Below are 18942 nucleotides of genomic sequence, written 5' to 3'. Positions count from 1 at the left end.
CTACTTCCCCGCCTGCCACTGTCCGAAAACGCCCGGGATCACCCTGACAGGGCGGCGCCGGCGTCGCTCTGGGCTGTCGTTTGCTTCCTGTTGGGGTAGCGCGGCCTACTTGCCCTTCCAGACCGGCGTGCGCTTGTTGAGGAAGGCGTCCATGCCCTCGCGGAAATCCTCGCTCATATAGGCCTTCAGGATCAGGTCCTCGCCTTCCTCGCGCGACAGCGTGCGCCGGATGCGGCGCACCGCTTCCTTGGTCGCCTCCAGCGTCAGCGGCGCGTGGCTGGCGACGAGCTTGGCGGTCTCGTCGGCGCGACGCTGCAGCGTCTCGACATCAGGCACGATTTCGGTGAGCAGGCCGAGCGCCAGCGCTTCCTGCGCCTCGACGAGGCGCGCCTTGAAGATCATGTCCTTGGTGCGGGCGGGACCGACCAGCGCGACGACGCGGCTGATGTTGGACATCGACAGGCAGTTGCCGAGCGTGCGCGCGATCGGGAAACCCATCCGCGTCGTCTCGGTGCCGATCCGCAGGTCGCAGCAGGCGGCAATGCCGGCGCCGCCACCGGTGCAGGCGCCGGCGATGGCCGCGATCACGGGCACGCGGCACTGCTCGAGCGTGCCGAGCACGCGGTCGATGCGCGCCTCGTAGTCGAGCGCGTCCTGCGCGGTCTTGAACGCACGGAATTGCGAGATGTCGGTGCCGGAGGCGAACGCCTTGTCGCCGGCGCCGGTCAGGATGAGCGCCTTGATCGAGCGATCGGCGTTGATCTCGGTGCAGATCTCCGCCATGCGGTCATACATGGCGAAGGTCATGGCATTGCGCGCCTGCGGGCGGTTGAAGGTGATCCGCGCGATGCCGTCCGTGACGGAGTAGAGCAGGTCTTCGTTGGTCGTCGTCGGTGCGTTCATCGCGCGCTCACTTCTCTTCCAGGTTAGCTCAGGCCACTTGCGCCTTGGTCATCGGCACCGCGTCGCGCCCCTTGAGGACGTCCATGGCCGCCAGCACGCCGCCGCTCCGGTGCGGAATCTTTGCAAGATCGAGGCCCATCTCGACGCCGGCGAGCGTGCCCATCAGCATCAGATCGTTGAAATGGCCGATATGGCCGATGCGGAACACCTTGCCCTTGACCTTGTTCAGGCCGGTGCCGAGCGACATGTCGAAGGCTTCCAGCACGACCTTGCGGAACGCGTCGGCGTCGTGTCCATCTGGCACGCGCACGCCGGTCAGCGCCGGCGAGTGCGCAGCGGGATCGGAGCACTGCGTCTCCAGGCCCCAGACCTTGACCGCGGCGCGCGTCGCGGCGCTGTGGCGCTTGTGGCGGGACCAGACGTTCTCGAGGCCCTCCTCTTCCAGCATCTTCACGGCTTCGCGCAGCCCGTAGAGCAGGTTCGTCGCCGGCGTATAGGGGAAGGTGCCGAGCTTGTTGAAGCTGATCACCTCCTGCCAGTCCCAATAGGAGCGCATGCCGGGATTGGCTTTCGCCACGGCCAGCGCCTTTTCGGAGACGGCGTTGAAGCCGAGGCCGGGCGGCAGCATCAGGCCCTTCTGCGAACCGGCAACGGAGACGTCGATGCCCCAGGCATCGTGCTCATATTCCATCGAGCCGAGGCCGGAGATGGTGTCGACCATCAGCAGCGCCGGATGCTTGACGCGGTCGAGCAGCTTGCGCACCTCCAGCGGCGGCGTCACGCAACCGGTCGAGGTCTCGTTGTGGACGACGCAGACCGCCTTGATGGCGTGCTGCTTGTCGGCGACCAGACGCTTCTCGATCTCGGCGAGGTCGGCGCCGTGGCGCCAGTCGCTCGGGATGAAATCGACGTCGAGCTTGAACTTGTCGGCGATGCCGCGCCACAGCACGGCGAACTGGCCGGTCTCGCACATCAGGAGCTTGTCGCCGGGCGAGAACACATTGACCATCGCCGCTTCCCAGGCGCCGGTGCCGGATGAGGGGAAGATGATCACGGGCTGCTTGGTCCGGAACACCCGCTGCATCGCGGCAAGGACGGCGAAACCGAGCTCAGCGAACTCCGGACCGCGATGGTCCAGCGTCGGCATGTCCATCGCCCGCAGCACCCGGTCGGGCACATTGGTCGGTCCTGGAATCTGTAGGAAATGCCTTCCAGTATGCACGGTCATCGGCGTCCTTCCCGGTCTTTGAAGCTTGTGTCGGCCTTGGTCTCGGAGGGCCCGAATTCGGGGCTCCGCGAGCCGCTCGCATATCACTATTCGCCGGGCTTGTCCCTCGCCCGGCGGGGTCCGTCAATGCACAAGAAGCAGGGCTCGCTTGCCAAGGGCCGTGACGGGAGGCAAGACGGTGCCGGCAAACAGGGCGAAGGCGGATCATGGCGGCGGAAGTGGCTGGGAAATCACCGGAATCGGTCGAAACGGACCGTCTGGCGGCGCGTCTGGCCCGAGAAATCACCGGCGACGTCCTGTTCGACCGCTTCAGCCGTGGCCGCTACGCCACCGACGCCTCGTTCTACCAGATCGTGCCGTCAGGCGTGGTGGTCCCGAAGACCATGGACGAGGCCCTGCGCGCGCTGGCGATCGCCCGCGGCGAGGGCGTCAAGGTCACGCCGCGCGGCGGCGGCACCTCGCAATGCGGCCAGACCGTCAATGACGGGCTCGTGGTCGATCTCTCAAAACACCTCAACCGCATCCTGTCGCTCGACGTCGAGGGCCGCACCTGCGTCGTCGAGCCCGGCATCGTGCTCGACGATCTCAACCGCCAGCTCAAAAAGCACGGCCTTTGGTTTCCCGTCGACGTCTCCACGGCCTCGCGCGCCACCATCGGCGGCATGGCCGGCAACAATTCCTGCGGCGGCCGCTCGCTTCGTTACGGCACAATGCGCGACAACACGCTGTCGATGGAGGCGGCGCTGGCCGACGGCACGCTGAGCCGTTTTGGTGAGGTCTCGCACGATCTCTCTGATCTCGACGCGAGCGAGAGCGTGCGCCCCCTGTTCCGCGACATGCTCGATCTCGGCGCGCGCGAGGCTGAAGAAATCGCAGCGCGCTTCCCAAAGGTGCAGCGCCGCGTCGGCGGCTACAATCTGGATGCGCTGGTGCCGCGCAATGCGCGCAACAACATGGCGCATCTGCTGGTCGGCTCGGAAGGCACCCTCGCCTTCACCACCAAGGTCGAGCTGAAGCTGTGGCCGGTGATCCGCAACAAGGCGCTGGGCGTCTGCCATTTTGGCAGTTTCTACGAGGCGATGGATGCGGCCCAGCATCTGGTCAAGCTGAAGCCGATCGCGGTCGAGCTGGTCGACCGCACCATGCTCGCGCTCGGCCGCGACATCGCGATGTTCAAGCCGATCATCAATGCGGCGATCAAGGGCGATCCGGACGCCGTGCTGGTGGTCGAGTTCGCCGAGGATGACCAGGCGGATAATCTGGTGCGCCTGAAGCAGCTCTCCGAGCTGATGGGGGATCTCGGCTTCGGCTGGAACAACGAGCCGCGCAAATGGGGCGGCGTGGTCGAAATCACAGAGCCCGCGCTGCAGGGCGGCATCGCCGATTTCCGCGCCGCCGGCCTCAACGTCATGATGTCGATGAAGCAGGAGGGCAAGCCGGTCTCCTTCGTCGAGGATTGCGCCGTGCCGCTGCCGCATCTGGCCGACTACACGCAGCGCCTGAACGAGGTGTTCGCCAAGCACGGCACCAGCGGCACGATGTACGCGCACGCCTCCGAGGGCTGCCTGCATGTGCGCCCGGTGCTGAATTTGAAGCTGGAGAAAGACGTCAAGGCGATGCGCGCCATCGCCGAGGAGGCGTTCGCGCTGGTGCGCGAATACAAGGGCTCGCATTCCGGCGAGCATGGCGACGGCCTGGTGCGCTCGGAATTCCACGAGACGATGTTCGGCGAGCGGCTCGTTGCGGACTTTAAGGAAGTGAAGCAGCGCTTCGATCCTGAGGGCGTGCTCAATCCCGGCAAGATCGTCGATGCGCCCAAAATGGACGACCGCTCGCTGTTTCGCTTCAAGCCGGATTATCGCGTCGGTGAGCTCACGACAAAACTCGACTGGTCGGCCTATCCCGGCGCCGGCGGCGGCTTCCAGGGCGCGGTCGAGATGTGCAACAACAACGGCGCCTGCCGCAAGCTCGAGGGCGGCGTGATGTGCCCGTCCTACCGCGCCACGCGCAACGAGAAGGATGTCACCCGAGGACGGGCCAACACCTTGCGGCTCGCGATCTCCGGCCAGCTCGGCCCCGATGCGCTTTCCTCCGACGAGATGATGGAGACGCTCAAACTGTGCGTCTCCTGCAAGGCCTGCCGCCATGAGTGCCCGACCGGCGTCGACATGGCCAAGATGAAGATCGAGGTGCTTGCCGCGCGCGCCGCCTCCCACGGCCTGACGCTGCGCGATCGTCTGGTCGGGTATCTGCCGCGCTATGCCGGCCTTGCCGCGCGCTTCGCGCCGCTGGCGAATTTGCGCAACCGCAGCCCGCTGCTGCGAAACCTGTTCGAGCGCTTTGCCGGCATCAGCGCACGGCGCGCCCTGCCCGCCTTTCGCAGCGATGTGTTCGTGCCGCCGCCGGGCAGCGTCGGTCCGGAGAGCGGCCGCGAGGTCGTTCTGTTCGCCGACACCTTCAATCGCATCTATGAGCGCGAAAACCTCGATGCCGCGCTGCGGGTGCTGACGGCGGGCGGCTATCGCGTGCACCTGCCGCAGCCCGTGAGCGGCAGCCGTCCTCTGTGCTGCGGACGCACCTTCCTGTCTGCCGGTCTCGTCGACGAAGCCAAGGCCGAGCTCGACCGACTTGTGGCCGCATTCGCCCCCTTTGCCGCGCGCGGCGTGCCGATCGTCGGTCTCGAGCCGAGCTGCCTGTTGACGCTGCGCGACGAGCTCGCCTCGCTGCGCAAGGACAACGACGCCAAGGCGGTCGGCGCGCACGCGTTGACCTTCGAGGAATTTTTGGTGCGCGAAGCCGAGGCGGACCGACTGCAATTGCCGCTCGGCGTCGTCGCCGACAAGGCGATGGTGCATGGCCATTGCCATCAAAAATCCTTCGGCGCCTTCAAGCCGGTCGAGCAGGTGCTGCGCCTTGTTCCCGGCCTTGAGGTCGAGACCATCGAATCGAGCTGTTGCGGCATGGCCGGCGCCTTCGGCTATGGCGCGGACACCTATGACGCCTCGATCGAGATGGCCGAGCTGTCGCTGCTGCCCGCCGTGCGGCGCGCCGACCAGAACACACTCGTTGTTGCCGACGGCACCTCTTGCCGGCATCAGATCCATGACGGCACGAAGCGCGAGGCGCTTCACGTCGCACGCGTGCTGGCGATGAGCCTCGATCGCGCCGAAGGAAATTCCACCTCAACCGCTGCAAAGGAAACCAGCCATGGCTGACCTCACCCTCGACACCGCCCGCAAGATCCTCGACGCCGCCTTCGCAAAATCCAACGAGCTGAAGCTGAAGCCGCTGGTCGTCACCATCCTCGACGCCCGCGGCGTGCTCAAGCTCGCCGCGGCCCAGGACGGCACCAGCCTGATGCGCGCCGAGATCGCTCACGGCAAGGCCTATGGCGCACTCGCGATGGGCATGGGCTCGCGCGCCCTGTTCCAGCGCGCGCAGGAGCAGGCCTATTTCATCGACGCGGTGAACACGATTGCCAAGGGCGCCCTGGTCCCGGTGCCCGGCGGCGTGCTGATCATGGATGGCACGACGCTGCTCGGCGCGGTCGGCGTCTCCGGCGACACCTCCGACAATGACGAGGCCTGCGCGGTCGCGGGTATCCAGGCGGCGGGACTGAAAGCGAACGCGGGGTAGCGCTCGTCATTCCGGGGCGCGCGAAGCGCGAGCCCGGAATGACGGTGGAGAGTGGGGCTGCATTCTCTTTGAAAATCGAATGGAGCTGGTGAGCCCACTCTCGTGCCCCGGACGCAGCGCAGCGCTTCTTCAGCGGTGCGCTGCAGAGCCGGGGCCCATCTCGCCGGATATTCCGCTGCAGCTCTGGATCCCGGCTCTGCGCAGCAACGCTGACGCGTTGCAGCGCGTCCGGGACACGAGATCAGGTCCCGCTCACCTCCCCGTCCAGACCGGCTTCCGCTTCTCGCTGAACGCCTTCAGGCCCTCCTTGGCGTCCTCGGTCATCGCGAGCAGCGCGATCTGGCTTTCAGTGTAGGCGATGCTCTCGTCGAACGACATCGCGGCGATGGCGCGCATCGCATATTTGCCGCGGCGGATCGCGGTCGGGGATTTGTCGACGATGCGGCCGATCAGCCAGTCGACCTTGGCATCGAGCTCGGCCGCGGGCACCACGTAGTTGAGAAGGCCCGCGCCCTGCGCAGCCCTGGCGTCGAACGGCTCGCCGGTGAGCGCCCATTCGTTGACGAGGCGCGGCGGCGCGATGTTCTGCAACAGGCTCAGCACCTGCATCGGGAACACCCCGACCTTCACCTCCGGCAGACCAAAGACGACCTGATCGGCCGCAACAGCCATGTCGGTCATGCACAGAAGGCCCATGCCGCCGGCCATGCAGACGCCGCCGACCCGCGCAATTGCCGGTTTGGTGGCGTTCTGTGACAAACGTAACAGATCGGCATAGTCGACATTTGGTTTGGAATGATCCATCGCGAAAGCGGCGCCGGAATTCTGCAAATCGGCGCCAGCGCAGAACGCCTTGTCGCCCGCACCCGTCAGCACGATGACGCGGACGTCCTTGTCGTCATGCGCGTCGCGATAGCCCTTGGTGATGCCGGCGATGACCTCGCCGTTCAATGCGTTGCGTTTCTCCGGCCGGTTGATGGTGATCCAGAACGCCTGCCCGCGCTTCTCGGTGATGACGGCTGTGGTGTCGGTCATGGTACGCTCGCTTCCTTGCCTTCCGTTTTGCCGCCATTTGCGGCAGGACGGGCCGCGCGTGCAAGGGCAATCTGCAACGCCCCGTCACCATAGCGTGTGGGCGCAAATTGGCTTGGCGATTGAATTAGCGGTGACGGCCGCTATCCTGACTGGAGATTTTGATCACCGATGAGCCATTTCATGCGCACTGCGATGACGATGTTGCTGGCAGGCTTGCTCGTGACGAGCGCAGCACCTGCAAGCCGCGCGGCCGACGCCGCCAAGCTCGCGCTGGTGATCGGCAACGCGAGATATCCCGACAACGAATTCGTGCTGAATGACGTCGCCAACGATACCCAGGACGTCACTGAAGAATTGAAGCGCGACGGCTTCGTCGTCGATCGCCAGAGCAATCTGACGGCCGACACCATGCGGCAGGCGCTGGATCGCTTCTATGCCCGCATCGACCGCGGCGCGGTGGCGCTGATCTTCTTCGACGGCTTTGCCATCCAGTCCAACCGGCAAACCTATTTGCTTCCGGTCGACGCGCAGATCTGGACCGAGCCGGACGTGGCGCGCGACGGCTTCAGCCTCGACGCCATCCTCGCCGAGATGAACACGCGCGGCGCCGCGATCAAGATCGCGCTGATCGACGCCTCGCGCCGCAACCCGTTCGAGCGGCGCTTCCGCCGCTATTCGGCTGGCCTAGCCCCCGCGATCGCGCCGAGCAATTCGCTCGTGCTCTATTCCGCGGCGCTCGGCGCGGTCACGGCCGGCGGCAAGACCGATCATGGCCTGTTCGTCGCCGAGCTGCTGCGCGAGATGCGCGCGCCGAGCATCAGCGCCGAGCAGGCCCTGACCAACACCAAGAACGGCGTGGTCGCCGCCACCAACCGCGAACAGGTGCCGTGGCTGTCGTCCTCGCTGACCACGGAATTCTCGTTCGGGGGTTCGGTGACCAGGCCGACCGACAACGCGGGCGGCGATCCGACCAAGCCGGAGCCTCAGAAACCGGAGCCGCAGAAGCCGGTATGCGAGGCGCCGCAGGCGGAGCCGCCCCCGAGCGCGGACATTCTTGCCAAGGATTCGGTCATCGCCGATCTCAGCCGCAAGATCGCAGCGAACGCCAATGATGTCGTCTCTCGCTACAAGCGCGGCCAGGTCTATGCGATCAAGCGGGCCTATGCGCTCGCCATGCAGGATTTCGACGTGGTGATCCGCGGGAATCCCAGGGATGCACAGGCGCTCAACAACCGCTGCTGGACGCGCGCGGCGACCGGCGACCTGCAGGGCGCGCTGGCCGACTGCAATCTGGCGCTCCAGATCAATCCCGGATTGAGCGATGCGCTCGACAGCCGCGGTCTGGTCAACCTCAAGCTCGGCCGGACCGCAGAGGCGATCAAGGACTACGACGACGCGATCCAGCGTAACCCGCGCTCGTCATCGTCGCTGTTCGGCCGGGGCGTCGCCAGGCGCAAAAGCGGCGGCGACGGCGCCACCGATATCGCGCAGGCGAAGTCCATGAACCCAGACATTGCGAAGGAGTTCGCGGGCTACGGCGTCACGGAATGCGTGCCCTGAGCGGCGGAGGCTTTCCTGATCCAGACCTTGTTGTCGTGGAAGGCGGCCCCGCCGATCGGCGCGACGGCTTCGGCGCCCGTCAGCATGTTGATGCCCCGCCCGCCGATATGGTTCTTGCTGGGATGAACGGATTCCGCGATCAGCACGCCGCGCCGCACGCCGTCGAACAGCGTGGCAACCAGCGTGGTCTCGCCGCGGGTATTGCCGAGCGTCACCGCGTCGCCGTCGGCAATGTCGAGCGCGGCAGCATCCATGGGATGGATCATCACGCTCGCCTTGCCCTCGCGCGCCTGCGAGGACGGCGTCTCGTTGAAGGTGGTGTTGAGGAAGCTGCGCGAAGGGCTGGTCGCAAGCCGGAACGGATGGGCCCGGTCGGCGTGCTCAATCACCGCCCAGTGGTCCGGCAGAGCAGGCATGTTGTCGACATCGCCCATCGTCACGCCGAACGGCGGATGGGCCCAATCCGCCCTGAAGTGGAATTTGCCGTCGGCATGCGCGAAGCCGTCGAGATAATGCGAGGTGCGGAAATCCGGTTGCAGGTCGCGCCAGATGTCGGCTTCGAGGCCGGCGATGTCGCCGTGATTGCTCAGCTTCAGCGTCGCGTCGATCAATTCGCGCGGCGTCATCTCGAAACCCCGGTGCTTCGCACCAAGCCGCGGCGCCAGCGCTTGCAGGACTTCATGGTTGGAGCGGCATTCGCCGGGCGGGTCGATCAGCTTCGGCCCGACCGAGATGTGCTGGTGACCGCCGCCGTAATAGAGATCGTCATGCTCCATGAACATGGTCGCCGGTAGCACGATGTCGGCCATTTGCGCCGTCTCGGTCATGAACTGCTCGTGCACGGCGACGAACAGATCCTCGCGCGCAAAACCCTGCCGCACCAGCGCCTGCTCCGGCGCCACCGTCATCGGGTTGGTGTTCTGGATCAGCAGCGCCTTGACCGGCCCCTTGCCGCACAACGCCTCGGCATCGCCGGTGAGGATACGGCCGATCTTGGACTGATCGAGCGCGCGGACACTCGGGTCGATGGCCTCGTGCCCCTCGATGATGGATTCGTTGAAATGCCAGAGCGCGTAATTGTTGAAGAAGGCGCCGCCGCCTTCGTATTGCCAGGCACCGGTCACTGCGGGAATGCTATTGGCCGCATGCATCTGCGTCGCACCATTGCGGCTGCGCGTAAAGCCGTAGCCAAAGCGGAAGAAGGTCCGCTTGGTCTCGCCGACGGCCTTGGCAAAGGCCTCGATCTCCGCCACCGGCACGCCGCAGATGGCGGAGGCCCATTCCGGCGTGCGCGTCTCAAGATGCGCCTCGAGCTCGGCAGGGCAATCGGTGTATTGGTCCATATAGGCGCGGTCGGCATAGCCGTCGCGGAACAGCACGTGCATCACGCCGCAAGCGAACGCGCCGTCGGTGCCCGGCCGCAGGATGATCTTGATGTCGGCCTGCTTCATCGTGTCGTTGTCGTAGATGTCGACCGCAGCGATCTTCGCGCCGCGCTCCTTGCGGGCACGCGCGGCATGCGTCATCACGTTGACCTGGGTGTTGACGGGATTGGTGCCCCAGATCACGACGAGATCGGACAGCGCCATCTCGCGCGGATCGACGCCGGCGATCTTGCCGGTGCCGATCGCAAAGCCGATGCGCGCGACATTGGCGCAGATCGTCTGATAGAAGCGCGAATATTTCTTCACATGCGTCAGGCGGTTGAGGCCGTCACGCATCACGAGGCCCATCGTGCCGGCGTAGTAATAAGGCCAGATCGATTCCGCGCCGAACTCGCGCTCCGCCGCGTTGAAACGTTCCGCGATCTCGTCTAGCGCCTCGTCCCAGGAGATTCGCGCGAATTGCCCCGAGCCCTTGGACCCAATGCGGCGCATCGGAAACGTCACCCGCTCAGAGTGATGGATGCGCTCGGCGTAGCGGGCGACCTTGGCGCAGACGACACCGGCCGTGTAGGTCTGCTTTTTCGAACCGCGGACGCGGCCGATGCTGCGGCCTTCGACCACCTCGACATCGAGGGCACAGGCCGAGGGGCAATCGTGCGGACAGGTCGAATGGCGGATTTCGATCTTGGTGTCGATCTTGGCGTGCTGGTTCATGTCTCAGTTCGTAACACCAAAATACCAGCCAGCCGAGAGCATTTTGCCGGCATTTCCCATGCGAATTGCTCAAGGCGCATGCGCCAGCGGTTCCTACCGCGCCTGCGAAAGGCGGGGCCATCACACCGAAAGCCGCTCGATATTCCCGGCCCGGCCGGTTTTGTAAGGCGTCGACAGTCCGCAGTCCCTGCCGCTACAGTGCCGGCCAACAAGAACGACATCAGGGAGGTGGGCATGACGGCCCGAAGCTTCATGCTGGCACTGGCTGCCGGCCTGCTCGCCGCGTTCTCCGCGCCCGCCTCACTCGCACAGGATTATCCCACGCACGCGGTCCGCATCGTCGTGCCCTTCGGCGCCGGCGGACCGGCCGATGTCGCGGCACGGCTGATCGGCAACGTGCTGCAGGAGAGTCTTGGCCAGCCCTTCGTGATCGAGAACCGCACCGGCGCCGGCGGTGTCATCGGCACCGTGGAAGCTGCGAAGTCGCCGGCCGACGGCTACACGCTATTGATGATGTCCAACACCCAGACCGCGAATGAATCGCTTCTGACGCCGGACAAACGCAAATACGAGCTGATGCGCGACCTCGCGCCGATCGCGCCGGTGAACTATTCCGATCTCGTCATCGTGGTGAATCCGCAAGTCCCGGCGAAGACTCTTGCCGAGTTCATCGCGCTCGCCAAGGCGCAACCGGGCAAGCTGAACTACGCCTCCTCCGGCCAGGGCACGCCCTATCACATGGCCGGCGAGCTGTTCAAAGCCATGGCCGGTATCGATGTCGTGCATGTGCCCTATCGCAACAGCGGTGAGGCCCGCAGCGGCGTGATCGGCGGACAGGTTCAGATGATGATCGACGCGGTGCCGGCGATGGCGCCGAACGTCGCCGAGAACCAGGTGCGCGCGCTCGCCACCACCGGCAAGCAGCGCTCGACCGTGCTGGCGAATCTGCCGACGGCGATCGAGGCGGGCGTTCCCGGCTATGAGGCGACGATCTGGCTCGGCTTGATGGCGCCTGCCGGCACGCCGAAGCCCGTCATCGACAAGCTCAATACGGCCGTCAACGCAATGGTGAAGCGGCCCGACATCATCAAGCTCTGGACGGAACAAGGCGCCGTGCCCATGTCGATGACGCCGGACCAGTTCGACAAGTTCCTGCGGGGCGACATCGAAAAATGGGCCGACGTCGTCAAGAAATTCGACAAGTCCTGAGGCCGCAGAGCGAGCATGCCAACCATTCAGTTCCGCCTCAACGGTGCGGCGACGGCCGTCGATGCCGGTCCCGATCAGACCCTGCTCGACGTGCTCCGCAGCCGGCTCGGTGCCACCGGAGCGCATTTCGGCTGCGGCGCGAACGAATGCGGCTCCTGCTACGTCATGGTTGGCGATCGTGCGATGGCCTCCTGCGACATGCCGTTATGGTCGGTCGCAGATAAGGACGTCGTCACTGTCGAAGGCCTCGGCACGGCAGAGCAGCCACATCCGCTGCAGCGCGCCTTCATCTCCGAACAGGCGATGCAGTGCGGCTATTGCGTCTCCGGGATCCTCGTCAGCGCCGCGGCGTTGCTGAAGCGCAACCCGGCACCGACGGAGGCCGAGGTCAGAGAAGCACTGGATCGCAATCTGTGCCGGTGCGGATCGCACAACCGCGTGGTCCGCGCCGTGCTGCGTGCGGCGACGGAGATGGCAGAGTCATGAGCATGCCATCCTCTGCCCCGAAACTGCCGGTCAGCCTTGCGGCCAATCCAAAACTATCGTCATGGGTGAAATTCACCGATGGCGACCGTGTCGCGATTTCGCCCGGCAAGGTCGAGATCGGCCAGGGCATCGTCACGGCGTTGGCGCAGATCGCGGCGGACGAGCTCGACGTCGATATCTCCAGGATCGAGATGATCCGCGCCTCGACGGCGATGAGCCCGAACGAAGGCGTCACCTCCGGCAGCCTGTCGATCCAGCAATCCGGCCGCGCGCTCCGGCACGCCTGCGCCGAGGTGCGCCAGCGCTTCCTTCGCGTGGCATCGGAACGCCTCGACGTCGATGTCTCGCTGCTCGATGTGGATGACGGCACGATCTCGGGCCCTGGCAATGTCAGGATCAGCTATTGGGAGCTGGCTGGAGACGTTTCGCTCGACCACGATGCCACCGCGGAGACGCGCGCGAAGAGCATCGCCAAGCGCGTTGTGGCTGGCCAATCGGTCCAGCGCGTGGATATTCCCGACAAGGTGTTCGCGCGGCCGCGTTTCATCCACGACCTCACGCTCCCGGGACTGCTGCACGGCCGCGTGCTGCGGCCGCAAATCTCGGGCGCCAAACTGATCGCGCTCGATGAGGAAGCTGCACGCGCCGTCCCCGGTCTCGTTGCGATCGTGCGTGATGGCGGCTTTTCCGGCGTGGTCGCCGACAGCGAGGCGGCGGCGGACGCCGCGTTGAAAGCCCTGCGCAAGGGCGCGACATGGTCGGCCGGCGAGCCGCTACCCGATGAAGACGACCTGGCCGGCTTTCTCAGGAGCCAGCCGGTCGAGACCTCAATGATCGACACCAGGATGGCGGCGCGGGCGCGCAAGCCCGCCCAAACCCTGCGTCGGCAATATACCCGCCCCTACATCGCCCATGCCTCGATCGCGCCGTCCTGCGCGATGGCGCAATGGGACGGTGAGCGTGTCCACGTCTGGACCCACAGCCAGGGCGTCTATCTGCTCCGCGCCGATCTCGCGATCGTGCTCAAATTGCCGCCGGAGAACATTGTGGTCGAGCACATGGAGGGCGCCGGCTGCTATGGACACAACGCCGCCGATGACGTCGCGCTCGATGCCGCGTTGCTGGCGAGAGCGGCCGATCGCCGTCCCTTGCGGGTCCAGTGGTCGCGCCACGACGAGATGTCCCATGCGCCGTTTGGCGCGGCAATGGCGATCGAGATCGAGGCCGATCTCGATGCGGACAACGAGATCGTCGGCTGGCGCCACGCGATCTGGAGCAACGGCCACGCTGCACGGCCCGGGCGGGCGGCACAGCCGGCATTGCTGGCCGCAACCGAAATCGCAAATCCCTACCCGCGCATGATCTCGACCAACCCGCCGGCCGCGAATGGCGGCGGCGGCGACCGCAACTCCGTTCCGCTCTATGATTTTCCTGCCTGGACGATCACGAGCCACCGGCTGCTGACCATGCCGGTGCGGACCTCGGCGCTGCGGACGCTGGGCGGACAAGGCAACGTGTTCGCCATCGAGTCCCTGCTCGACGAAATCGCGGCCTTGCGCGGCGAAGACCCGATCGCATTCCGCCTGCGGCATCTGCGCGACGAACGAGCGCGAGATGTCATCCGCGCCGCAGCGCGACGTGCCGGTTGGAAGCCGCAGAAGCGCGCCGGCATCGGCCAAGGCGTCGGCTTCGCCCGCTACAAGAACACGGGCGCCTATTGCGCTGCCATCGCAGAGATCGAGGGCGCCGACGATATCCGAGTCAGGCGGCTGACGCTCGCGGTCGATGTCGGCGAGGCCATCAATCCGGACGGTGTGACCAACCAGATCGAGGGCGGCGCGATCCAGGCGACGAGCTGGGTGCTGAAGGAGCGGGTCCGCTTCGACCGGTCGCGCATCACTTCGACGTCCTGGACCGACTATCCAATCCTGACCTTCAGCGAGGTGCCGGCCGTCGACGTCGAGATCATCCAGCGGCCGGAGATCGAGCCGGTCGGCGCCGGCGAGGCCGCCCACGGCCCCGTGACAGCGGCGATCGCCAATGCAGTCTACGATTACCTCGGTGTGCGCGTGCGTGACCTGCCGATCACGCGCGACAGGATCATTGCAGCCATGGAGCTCGCATCGTGACGACAGTGACCCTTTTGAGCGGCGGCGCGGCGCAAGGCCTGGTGCGCGGCCTCGCCGAGGCCTTCAAGGCGCAGACCGGCGCTGGCATCGACGGCGAATTCGGCGCGGTCGGTATCATGGCCGACAAGCTGCGCGCGGGAACGGCTGCCGATCTCGTAATCCTGACGCAGGCTCTCCTTGCGAAACTTGCCGAGGAGAAGCTCGTTGTCCCCTCCTCGATCACGGATGTCGGCCGGGTCGAGACTGCTCTGGCTGTCCGCAGCCGCGATCCCAAGGTGACGGTGAAGACCGAGACTGATTTGCGAGACGTGTTACGCTCCGCCGACGCGATCTACGTCCCCGACACCAAGGCCTCGACCGCAGGCCAGCACGTCACAAAAGTGCTGGACCAGCTCGGCATCGCCTACGAAGTCGCATCGCGCCTCAAGATATTCCCGAACGGCGCAACGGCGATGCGCGAGCTTGCGAATTCGACCGCGACGCGGCCGATCGGATGCACCCAGGCGACCGAGATCATCGCGACCGACGGCATTGTGCTGTCGGGGTCACTGCCGCCGGGCTGCGAGCTCGTGACCATGTACACGGCCGGCGTGACCGTGCGCGCCGCACATCCAAAGGAGGCGGCAGCGCTGATCGCGCTGCTGACTGACGCAGATCACAGAGAGCTGCGCCAGAGTGCGGGCTTCGCCGGCTAGACGGCCGCCTATTTGTGCAGTTGGGTGAGACCGGTCGGCGGACCGTCGACGGCGGTCCAGCCGCCATCGACGAACAGCGTGCTGCCGCTGACATAGCTCGCGGCATCCGAGGCGAGATAGGCGACGGCCGTGGCAACCTCGTCGGCGCTGCTCCAGCGATTGAACACGGTGTGGCCGGCATAGAGATTGTAGATGTCGGGACGCTGCTTGAACGGACCGGTCAGCGCGGTCTCGGCGATGCTCGGCGCGATGGCGTTGACGCGGACGCCGGCATGGCCGACCTCGGAGGCGAAGCCCTTCACCAGGAGGCCGATCGCCGCCTTGGTCGAGCCGTAGACGCCGAGGCCCGGCTCGATGGTCACGGCGCGCACCGAGGAGCAGGCAATGATGCTGCCGCCCTTCTGCGCGACCATGATGCGGCCGAAGGCCTGGAAGAAAAAGACGGTGCCCTTGACGTTGAGGCTCAGGACGCGATCGAGATCCTCCTCGGTATAGTCGAGGATGGTCTTGCGGATGTTGAGACCGGGCGTCGTCACGGCGATGTCGAGCCGTGAAAACTTCTGCATCACCGTCTTGGCGAGCGCGTTGACATCCGCGGCGCTCGCGGCGTCGCAGCTCGCGGCTTCGGCCCAGCAGCCCTTGTCGCGAATGCCGGCGGCGGTCGCCTCCGCCGCGTCAAGCGCGCGATCGGCGCAGATGACACGGGCCCCCAACCCGGCAAGGGCCTCGGCCGACGATTTTCCGATGCCGGATGCGGCGCCGAGGACGACTGCGGTTTTGCCGGTGAGATCGAAGAGCTTGCGATAGTCCGTCACTGATAACTTCTCCTGGTGCTGTTAGCCCTTGTAGCCCATCAGCAGGCGGGGCAGCCACAGCGAGAACGCAGGCACGTAGGTCACGAACATCAGAGCTGCGATCAAGGCAGCATAGAAAGGCAGGATGGTGCGCATCACCGCGCCGACCGAAATGCCGCCGATGGCGCAGCCGACGAACTGGGTGGTTCCGACCGGGGGCGTGTTCAGCCCGAGCGCGCAGTTGATCAGCATCAGCATGCCGAACTGCACCGGATCCATCCCCGCCTTCATCGCGATCGGCAGGAAGATCGGCGTGCAGATCAGGATGGTCGCGGCCATGTCCATGAAGGTGCCGAGCACGAACAGGATGACGTTGATCAGCAGGAAGATGATCCAGGGCTGCGAGGACACCTTGCTCATCAGGTCGCCGGCAAAGTCAGCCACCTCGTACAGCCCCATCAGGTACTGGAACATGGTGGAGACGCCGATCAGCAGCAGCACCACGCCCGTCGTCTTCACCGCCTTGGCGGCCGCGCGCAGGAAGTTCGGCAGCGTCATGGTGCGGTAGATGAAGAAGGTCAGCAGGATCGTATAGGTGACCGCGACGGCGGCGGATTCCGTCGCCGTGAACACGCCGGAGAGGATGCCCGTCAGGATGATGCCGACGATCAGGAGGCCGGGCAGCGCCGCCGCGAACGAGCGGAACACCTCGGCCCAGCCCGGGAACTTGCCAGCGGGATAGCCGCGCTTCACCGCAACCGCGTAGGCAGCGACGAGCATGCAGACCATCAGCACCATCGCCGGAAGGAGGCCGGCCGCGATCAGCGCGCCGATCGAGACTTTGCCGCCGGCCGCGAGTGCATAGATGATCATGTTGTGGCTGGTCGGCATCAAGGCTCCCACCAGCGAAGCGTGGGTGGTGACGTTGACGGCGTAGTCGGTGTCAAAGCCTTCCTTTTTCATCATCGGGATCATCACCGCGCCCATCGCCGACACGTCGGCCACGGGCGATCCTGAGACGCCGCCGAACAGCGTGCAGGCGACCACGTTCGACATGCCGAGGCCGCCGCGGATGTGCCCGACGAGATTCTTCGCGAGCTGCACGATCTTGTCGGCAACGCCGCCATGCAGCATCAGCTCGCCGCTGAAGACGAAGAAGGGAATCGCGAGGAAGGAGAAGATGTTCATCCCCGACATCATCTGCTGGAAGATGACGGCAACCGGCAGGCCTTCGTAGAGGATGGTGCAGATCGCCGACAGGCCGATGGCGAAGGCAACGGGAACGCCGAGAATCAGGAAGCCGAAGAAGGTGGCGCCGAGGATGATCAGTTCCATGAGGGGACGACCTCTTCGCCGCGCAGGAGTGCGATGATGTGCTCGATCGAAAAGGACACGATCAGGACGCCGGAGGCGATCAGCGGCACGTAGCGGATGATTTCGGGAAGACCGAGATTGGGGATCTTCACAGTTCCGACCGACACCCCGAGGATCCAGCCGTTATAGGCCATCGCAACGCCGAAGATGGCGACCAGGACGTGGATCAGGAGTTCGATCTTCTCGCGCGCGTGATCCGGGAGCATCACCAGGAGACTATCCATGCCGATATGTCCGGCATCGCGCACGCCGACGGCGGCGCCGATCAGGGTGACGTAGAGGATGAGGACCAGTGCGAGGTTCTCGGTCCAGGTTGGGCTGGAATTGAGCACGTAACGCCCGAACACCTGATAAAACACGATGGTGACGATGACGAGCAGGCCGGTCACGGACAGATACATGCCGGCGCGCGCAACCGGCGCGTTGATCCGCGACAGCAAGGCGGTGGACGGGCGTCCGGCGTCCTGTTCGTGATCTGCGACGTGTGGATCTGTCATTCCGCGCCTCCCCGCGAGGTCCGATGTCACCTCGCGGTGACGCCGGACCCGCTCCGATGTTTTATTACTTCGTGTCCTGGATACGCTTGACGAGCCCCTTCAACTTCTCGTCACCGGCGAACTTGTCGTACACCGGCTTCATCGCGTCGACGAACTCCGCCTTGTTGGCGATCGTCACGACCTGAACGCCGGCCGCCTCGACCGTCTTGCGGGAGGCCTGCTCACGCTCGTCCCAGAGCTTGCGCATGACCGGCACCGATTCCTTGGCCGCCTTGCGGACCATGGCCTGGTCCTCCTTGCTCAGCGTGTCCCAGACTTTTTTCGACATCACGAGAACTTCGGGCGCAAGCGAGTGCTCGGTGATGTTGTAGAACTTGGCGGCCTCGAAATGGCGCGAGGATTCGTAGGACGGCCAGTTGTTCTCGGCCGCATCGACGAGGCCGGTCTTGAGCGCGGTATAGACCTCGCCATACGGCATCGGCGTCGGGTTGGCCCCCAAGCTCTGGATCATGCCGACCCACAAATCGGACTGCTGGACGCGGATCTTCAGGCCCTTGAGATCGGCAAGCGACTTGACCGGTGCCTTGACGGTGTAGATCGACCGCGCGCCACTATCGTAATAGGCAAGGCCCACCAGGCCCGCGGGCTCCATGGCCGCCAGGATCTCGTCGCCGATCGGGCCGTCGAGCACGGTGCGCATGTGCTGCGTGTCGCGGAAGACGAAGGGCAGGCACAAAGCGATGGTCTCCGGCACGAAATTGTTCAGGGGCGATGCGTTGATCCGCATCATGTCGAGCGCGCCGATCTTGAGCTGCTCGATGGTGTCCTTCTCGGAGCCCAGGGCGCCGTTGGGAAACACCTTGACGCCGAGCTTGCCGCCGCTCGCCGTCGCGAGCTGCTTGCCCATGAACTTGACGGCCTCGACGGTCGGATAATCGGCGGGATGGATGTCGGCGGAGCGGAAATCGCGTGCGGTCGCCACGGGCGCTGAGAGCGCCAGCGCAACGGCTGTGATGATACCGGTCAGTGTCTTCATCTGGGCTTCCTCCGGGGTTGATTATGTCGTTGTCGGGCAGGCTGCGGGCCGCCTTGGGTCGCTCCACTTCAAGAGTGAAGTCAAGGACCAAGTCGTCCCTAGGGCGGCCGGCATTCTCTGTCCAAGCCAATTCCAGCATCGATCGATGCAAGAGTTGCATCGATCAATTTTCGACGCAATTCGCTTTATGGCGGGTATGGGGGCTGGCAGACGTCGCCGCCACGTGACTTGACGCCACCAATGCAGGCCCATCAAGATATT

At 65.4% G+C, this 18942-nt stretch carries 15 protein-coding genes; 7 read left to right on the top strand and 8 right to left on the bottom strand.

All coding sequences use genetic code 11. The features are described 5' to 3' along the window. Positions 1-105: 105 nt before the first annotated feature. On the bottom strand, positions 106-903 hold the full coding sequence (locus SE92_RS33575; protein ID WP_063203002.1) for an enoyl-CoA hydratase/isomerase family protein: 798 nt from the start codon (positions 901-903) through the stop codon (positions 106-108). Between the two features lie 28 nt (positions 904-931). After that, the gene (locus SE92_RS33570) at positions 932-2131 is read right to left on the bottom strand and encodes a pyridoxal-phosphate-dependent aminotransferase family protein (protein WP_063203000.1); all 1200 of its coding nucleotides are present in this window, start codon (positions 2129-2131) and stop codon (positions 932-934) included. 206 nt (positions 2132-2337) lie between these two features. On the opposite strand from SE92_RS33570, the gene SE92_RS33565 reads away from it, so the two are divergent. Next, on the top strand, positions 2338-5346 hold the full coding sequence (locus SE92_RS33565) for an FAD-binding and (Fe-S)-binding domain-containing protein (protein ID WP_063202998.1): 3009 nt from the start codon (positions 2338-2340) through the stop codon (positions 5344-5346). Beyond that, positions 5339-5767 carry a GlcG/HbpS family heme-binding protein gene (locus SE92_RS33560; protein ID WP_063202996.1) on the top strand — a complete coding sequence of 143 codons (429 nt, stop codon included), beginning with the start codon at positions 5339-5341 and terminating at the stop codon, positions 5765-5767. Before SE92_RS33565 ends, SE92_RS33560 begins: the two co-directional genes overlap by 8 nt. Before the next feature lie 252 nt (positions 5768-6019). Here the strand turns inward: SE92_RS33560 and SE92_RS33555 are convergent, their stop codons facing one another. Next, on the bottom strand, positions 6020-6802 hold the full coding sequence (locus tag SE92_RS33555; protein ID WP_063202994.1) for an enoyl-CoA hydratase/isomerase family protein: 783 nt from the start codon (positions 6800-6802) through the stop codon (positions 6020-6022). Between the two features lie 168 nt (positions 6803-6970). On the opposite strand from SE92_RS33555, the gene SE92_RS33550 reads away from it, so the two are divergent. Further along, on the top strand, positions 6971-8362 hold the full coding sequence (locus tag SE92_RS33550; RefSeq protein ID WP_198172864.1) for a caspase family protein: 1392 nt from the start codon (positions 6971-6973) through the stop codon (positions 8360-8362). Here the strand turns inward: SE92_RS33550 and SE92_RS33545 are convergent. Continuing rightward, entirely contained in the window at positions 8335-10461 is a 2127-nt protein-coding gene (locus SE92_RS33545) for a molybdopterin oxidoreductase family protein (RefSeq protein ID WP_063202992.1), read from the bottom strand. The two genes, SE92_RS33550 and SE92_RS33545, sit on opposite strands and share 28 nt — an antisense overlap. Positions 10462-10695: 234 nt before the next feature. On the opposite strand from SE92_RS33545, the gene SE92_RS33540 reads away from it, so the two are divergent. From SE92_RS33540 to SE92_RS33525, 4 genes are read left to right on the top strand one after another with little or no spacing between them, the layout of a single operon-like run. Next, positions 10696-11670 (top strand): Bug family tripartite tricarboxylate transporter substrate binding protein, encoded by a 975-nt coding sequence (locus SE92_RS33540; RefSeq protein ID WP_063202990.1) that lies wholly within the window; start codon positions 10696-10698, stop codon positions 11668-11670. 15 nt (positions 11671-11685) lie between these two features. Continuing rightward, complete coding sequence (locus SE92_RS33535; protein WP_063202988.1) at positions 11686-12156, top strand: (2Fe-2S)-binding protein; 471 nt, start codon at positions 11686-11688, stop codon at positions 12154-12156. Further along, the gene (locus SE92_RS33530; protein WP_198172862.1) at positions 12153-14285 is read left to right on the top strand and encodes a xanthine dehydrogenase family protein molybdopterin-binding subunit; all 2133 of its coding nucleotides are present in this window, start codon (positions 12153-12155) and stop codon (positions 14283-14285) included. Before SE92_RS33535 ends, SE92_RS33530 begins: the two co-directional genes overlap by 4 nt. Next, positions 14282-14980: a molybdate ABC transporter substrate-binding protein gene (locus SE92_RS33525; protein ID WP_063202984.1), complete on the top strand. Its 699-nt coding sequence runs from the start codon at positions 14282-14284 to the stop codon at positions 14978-14980. Before SE92_RS33530 ends, SE92_RS33525 begins: the two co-directional genes overlap by 4 nt. 8 nt (positions 14981-14988) lie before the next feature. Here the strand turns inward: SE92_RS33525 and SE92_RS33520 are convergent, their stop codons facing one another. From SE92_RS33520 to SE92_RS33505, 4 genes are all read right to left on the bottom strand, one after another. Next, the gene (locus SE92_RS33520; protein ID WP_063202982.1) at positions 14989-15795 is read right to left on the bottom strand and encodes an SDR family NAD(P)-dependent oxidoreductase; all 807 of its coding nucleotides are present in this window, start codon (positions 15793-15795) and stop codon (positions 14989-14991) included. Positions 15796-15816: 21 nt separating this feature from the next. Beyond that, entirely contained in the window at positions 15817-17109 is a 1293-nt protein-coding gene (locus SE92_RS33515) for a TRAP transporter large permease (protein WP_063202980.1), read from the bottom strand. Then, the gene (locus tag SE92_RS33510) at positions 17100-17645 is read right to left on the bottom strand and encodes a TRAP transporter small permease (protein WP_063202978.1); all 546 of its coding nucleotides are present in this window, start codon (positions 17643-17645) and stop codon (positions 17100-17102) included. Before SE92_RS33510 ends, SE92_RS33515 begins: the two co-directional genes overlap by 10 nt. A gap of 64 nt (positions 17646-17709) precedes the next feature. Beyond that, complete coding sequence (locus tag SE92_RS33505; protein ID WP_063202976.1) at positions 17710-18681, bottom strand: TRAP transporter substrate-binding protein; 972 nt, start codon at positions 18679-18681, stop codon at positions 17710-17712. Positions 18682-18942: the final 261 nt, after the last annotated feature.

It is taken from the genome of Bradyrhizobium sp. AT1 (assembly GCF_001590795.1).
Classification (GTDB): domain Bacteria; phylum Pseudomonadota; class Alphaproteobacteria; order Rhizobiales; family Xanthobacteraceae; genus Bradyrhizobium.
Note: the sequence above shows the minus strand (reverse complement) of the source record. Positions and strands in the feature narration are given on the sequence as shown.

Bases quoted from the DNA above. Each gene is read 5' to 3' on its own strand.
- SE92_RS33575 (WP_063203002.1), bottom strand. From the start codon at position 903: ATGAACGCACCGACGACGACCAACGAAGACCTGCTCTACTCCGTCACG.
- SE92_RS33570 (WP_063203000.1), bottom strand. From the start codon at position 2,131: ATGACCGTGCATACTGGAAGGCATTTCCTACAGATTCCAGGACCGACC.
- SE92_RS33565 (WP_063202998.1), top strand. From the start codon at position 2,338: ATGGCGGCGGAAGTGGCTGGGAAATCACCGGAATCGGTCGAAACGGAC.
- SE92_RS33560 (WP_063202996.1), top strand. From the start codon at position 5,339: ATGGCTGACCTCACCCTCGACACCGCCCGCAAGATCCTCGACGCCGCC.
- SE92_RS33555 (WP_063202994.1), bottom strand. From the start codon at position 6,802: ATGACCGACACCACAGCCGTCATCACCGAGAAGCGCGGGCAGGCGTTC.
- SE92_RS33550 (WP_198172864.1), top strand. From the start codon at position 6,971: ATGAGCCATTTCATGCGCACTGCGATGACGATGTTGCTGGCAGGCTTG.
- SE92_RS33545 (WP_063202992.1), bottom strand. From the start codon at position 10,461: ATGAACCAGCACGCCAAGATCGACACCAAGATCGAAATCCGCCATTCG.
- SE92_RS33540 (WP_063202990.1), top strand. From the start codon at position 10,696: ATGACGGCCCGAAGCTTCATGCTGGCACTGGCTGCCGGCCTGCTCGCC.
- SE92_RS33535 (WP_063202988.1), top strand. From the start codon at position 11,686: ATGCCAACCATTCAGTTCCGCCTCAACGGTGCGGCGACGGCCGTCGAT.
- SE92_RS33530 (WP_198172862.1), top strand. From the start codon at position 12,153: ATGAGCATGCCATCCTCTGCCCCGAAACTGCCGGTCAGCCTTGCGGCC.
- SE92_RS33515 (WP_063202980.1), bottom strand. From the start codon at position 17,109: ATGGAACTGATCATCCTCGGCGCCACCTTCTTCGGCTTCCTGATTCTC.
- SE92_RS33510 (WP_063202978.1), bottom strand. From the start codon at position 17,645: ATGACAGATCCACACGTCGCAGATCACGAACAGGACGCCGGACGCCCG.
- SE92_RS33505 (WP_063202976.1), bottom strand. From the start codon at position 18,681: ATGAAGACACTGACCGGTATCATCACAGCCGTTGCGCTGGCGCTCTCA.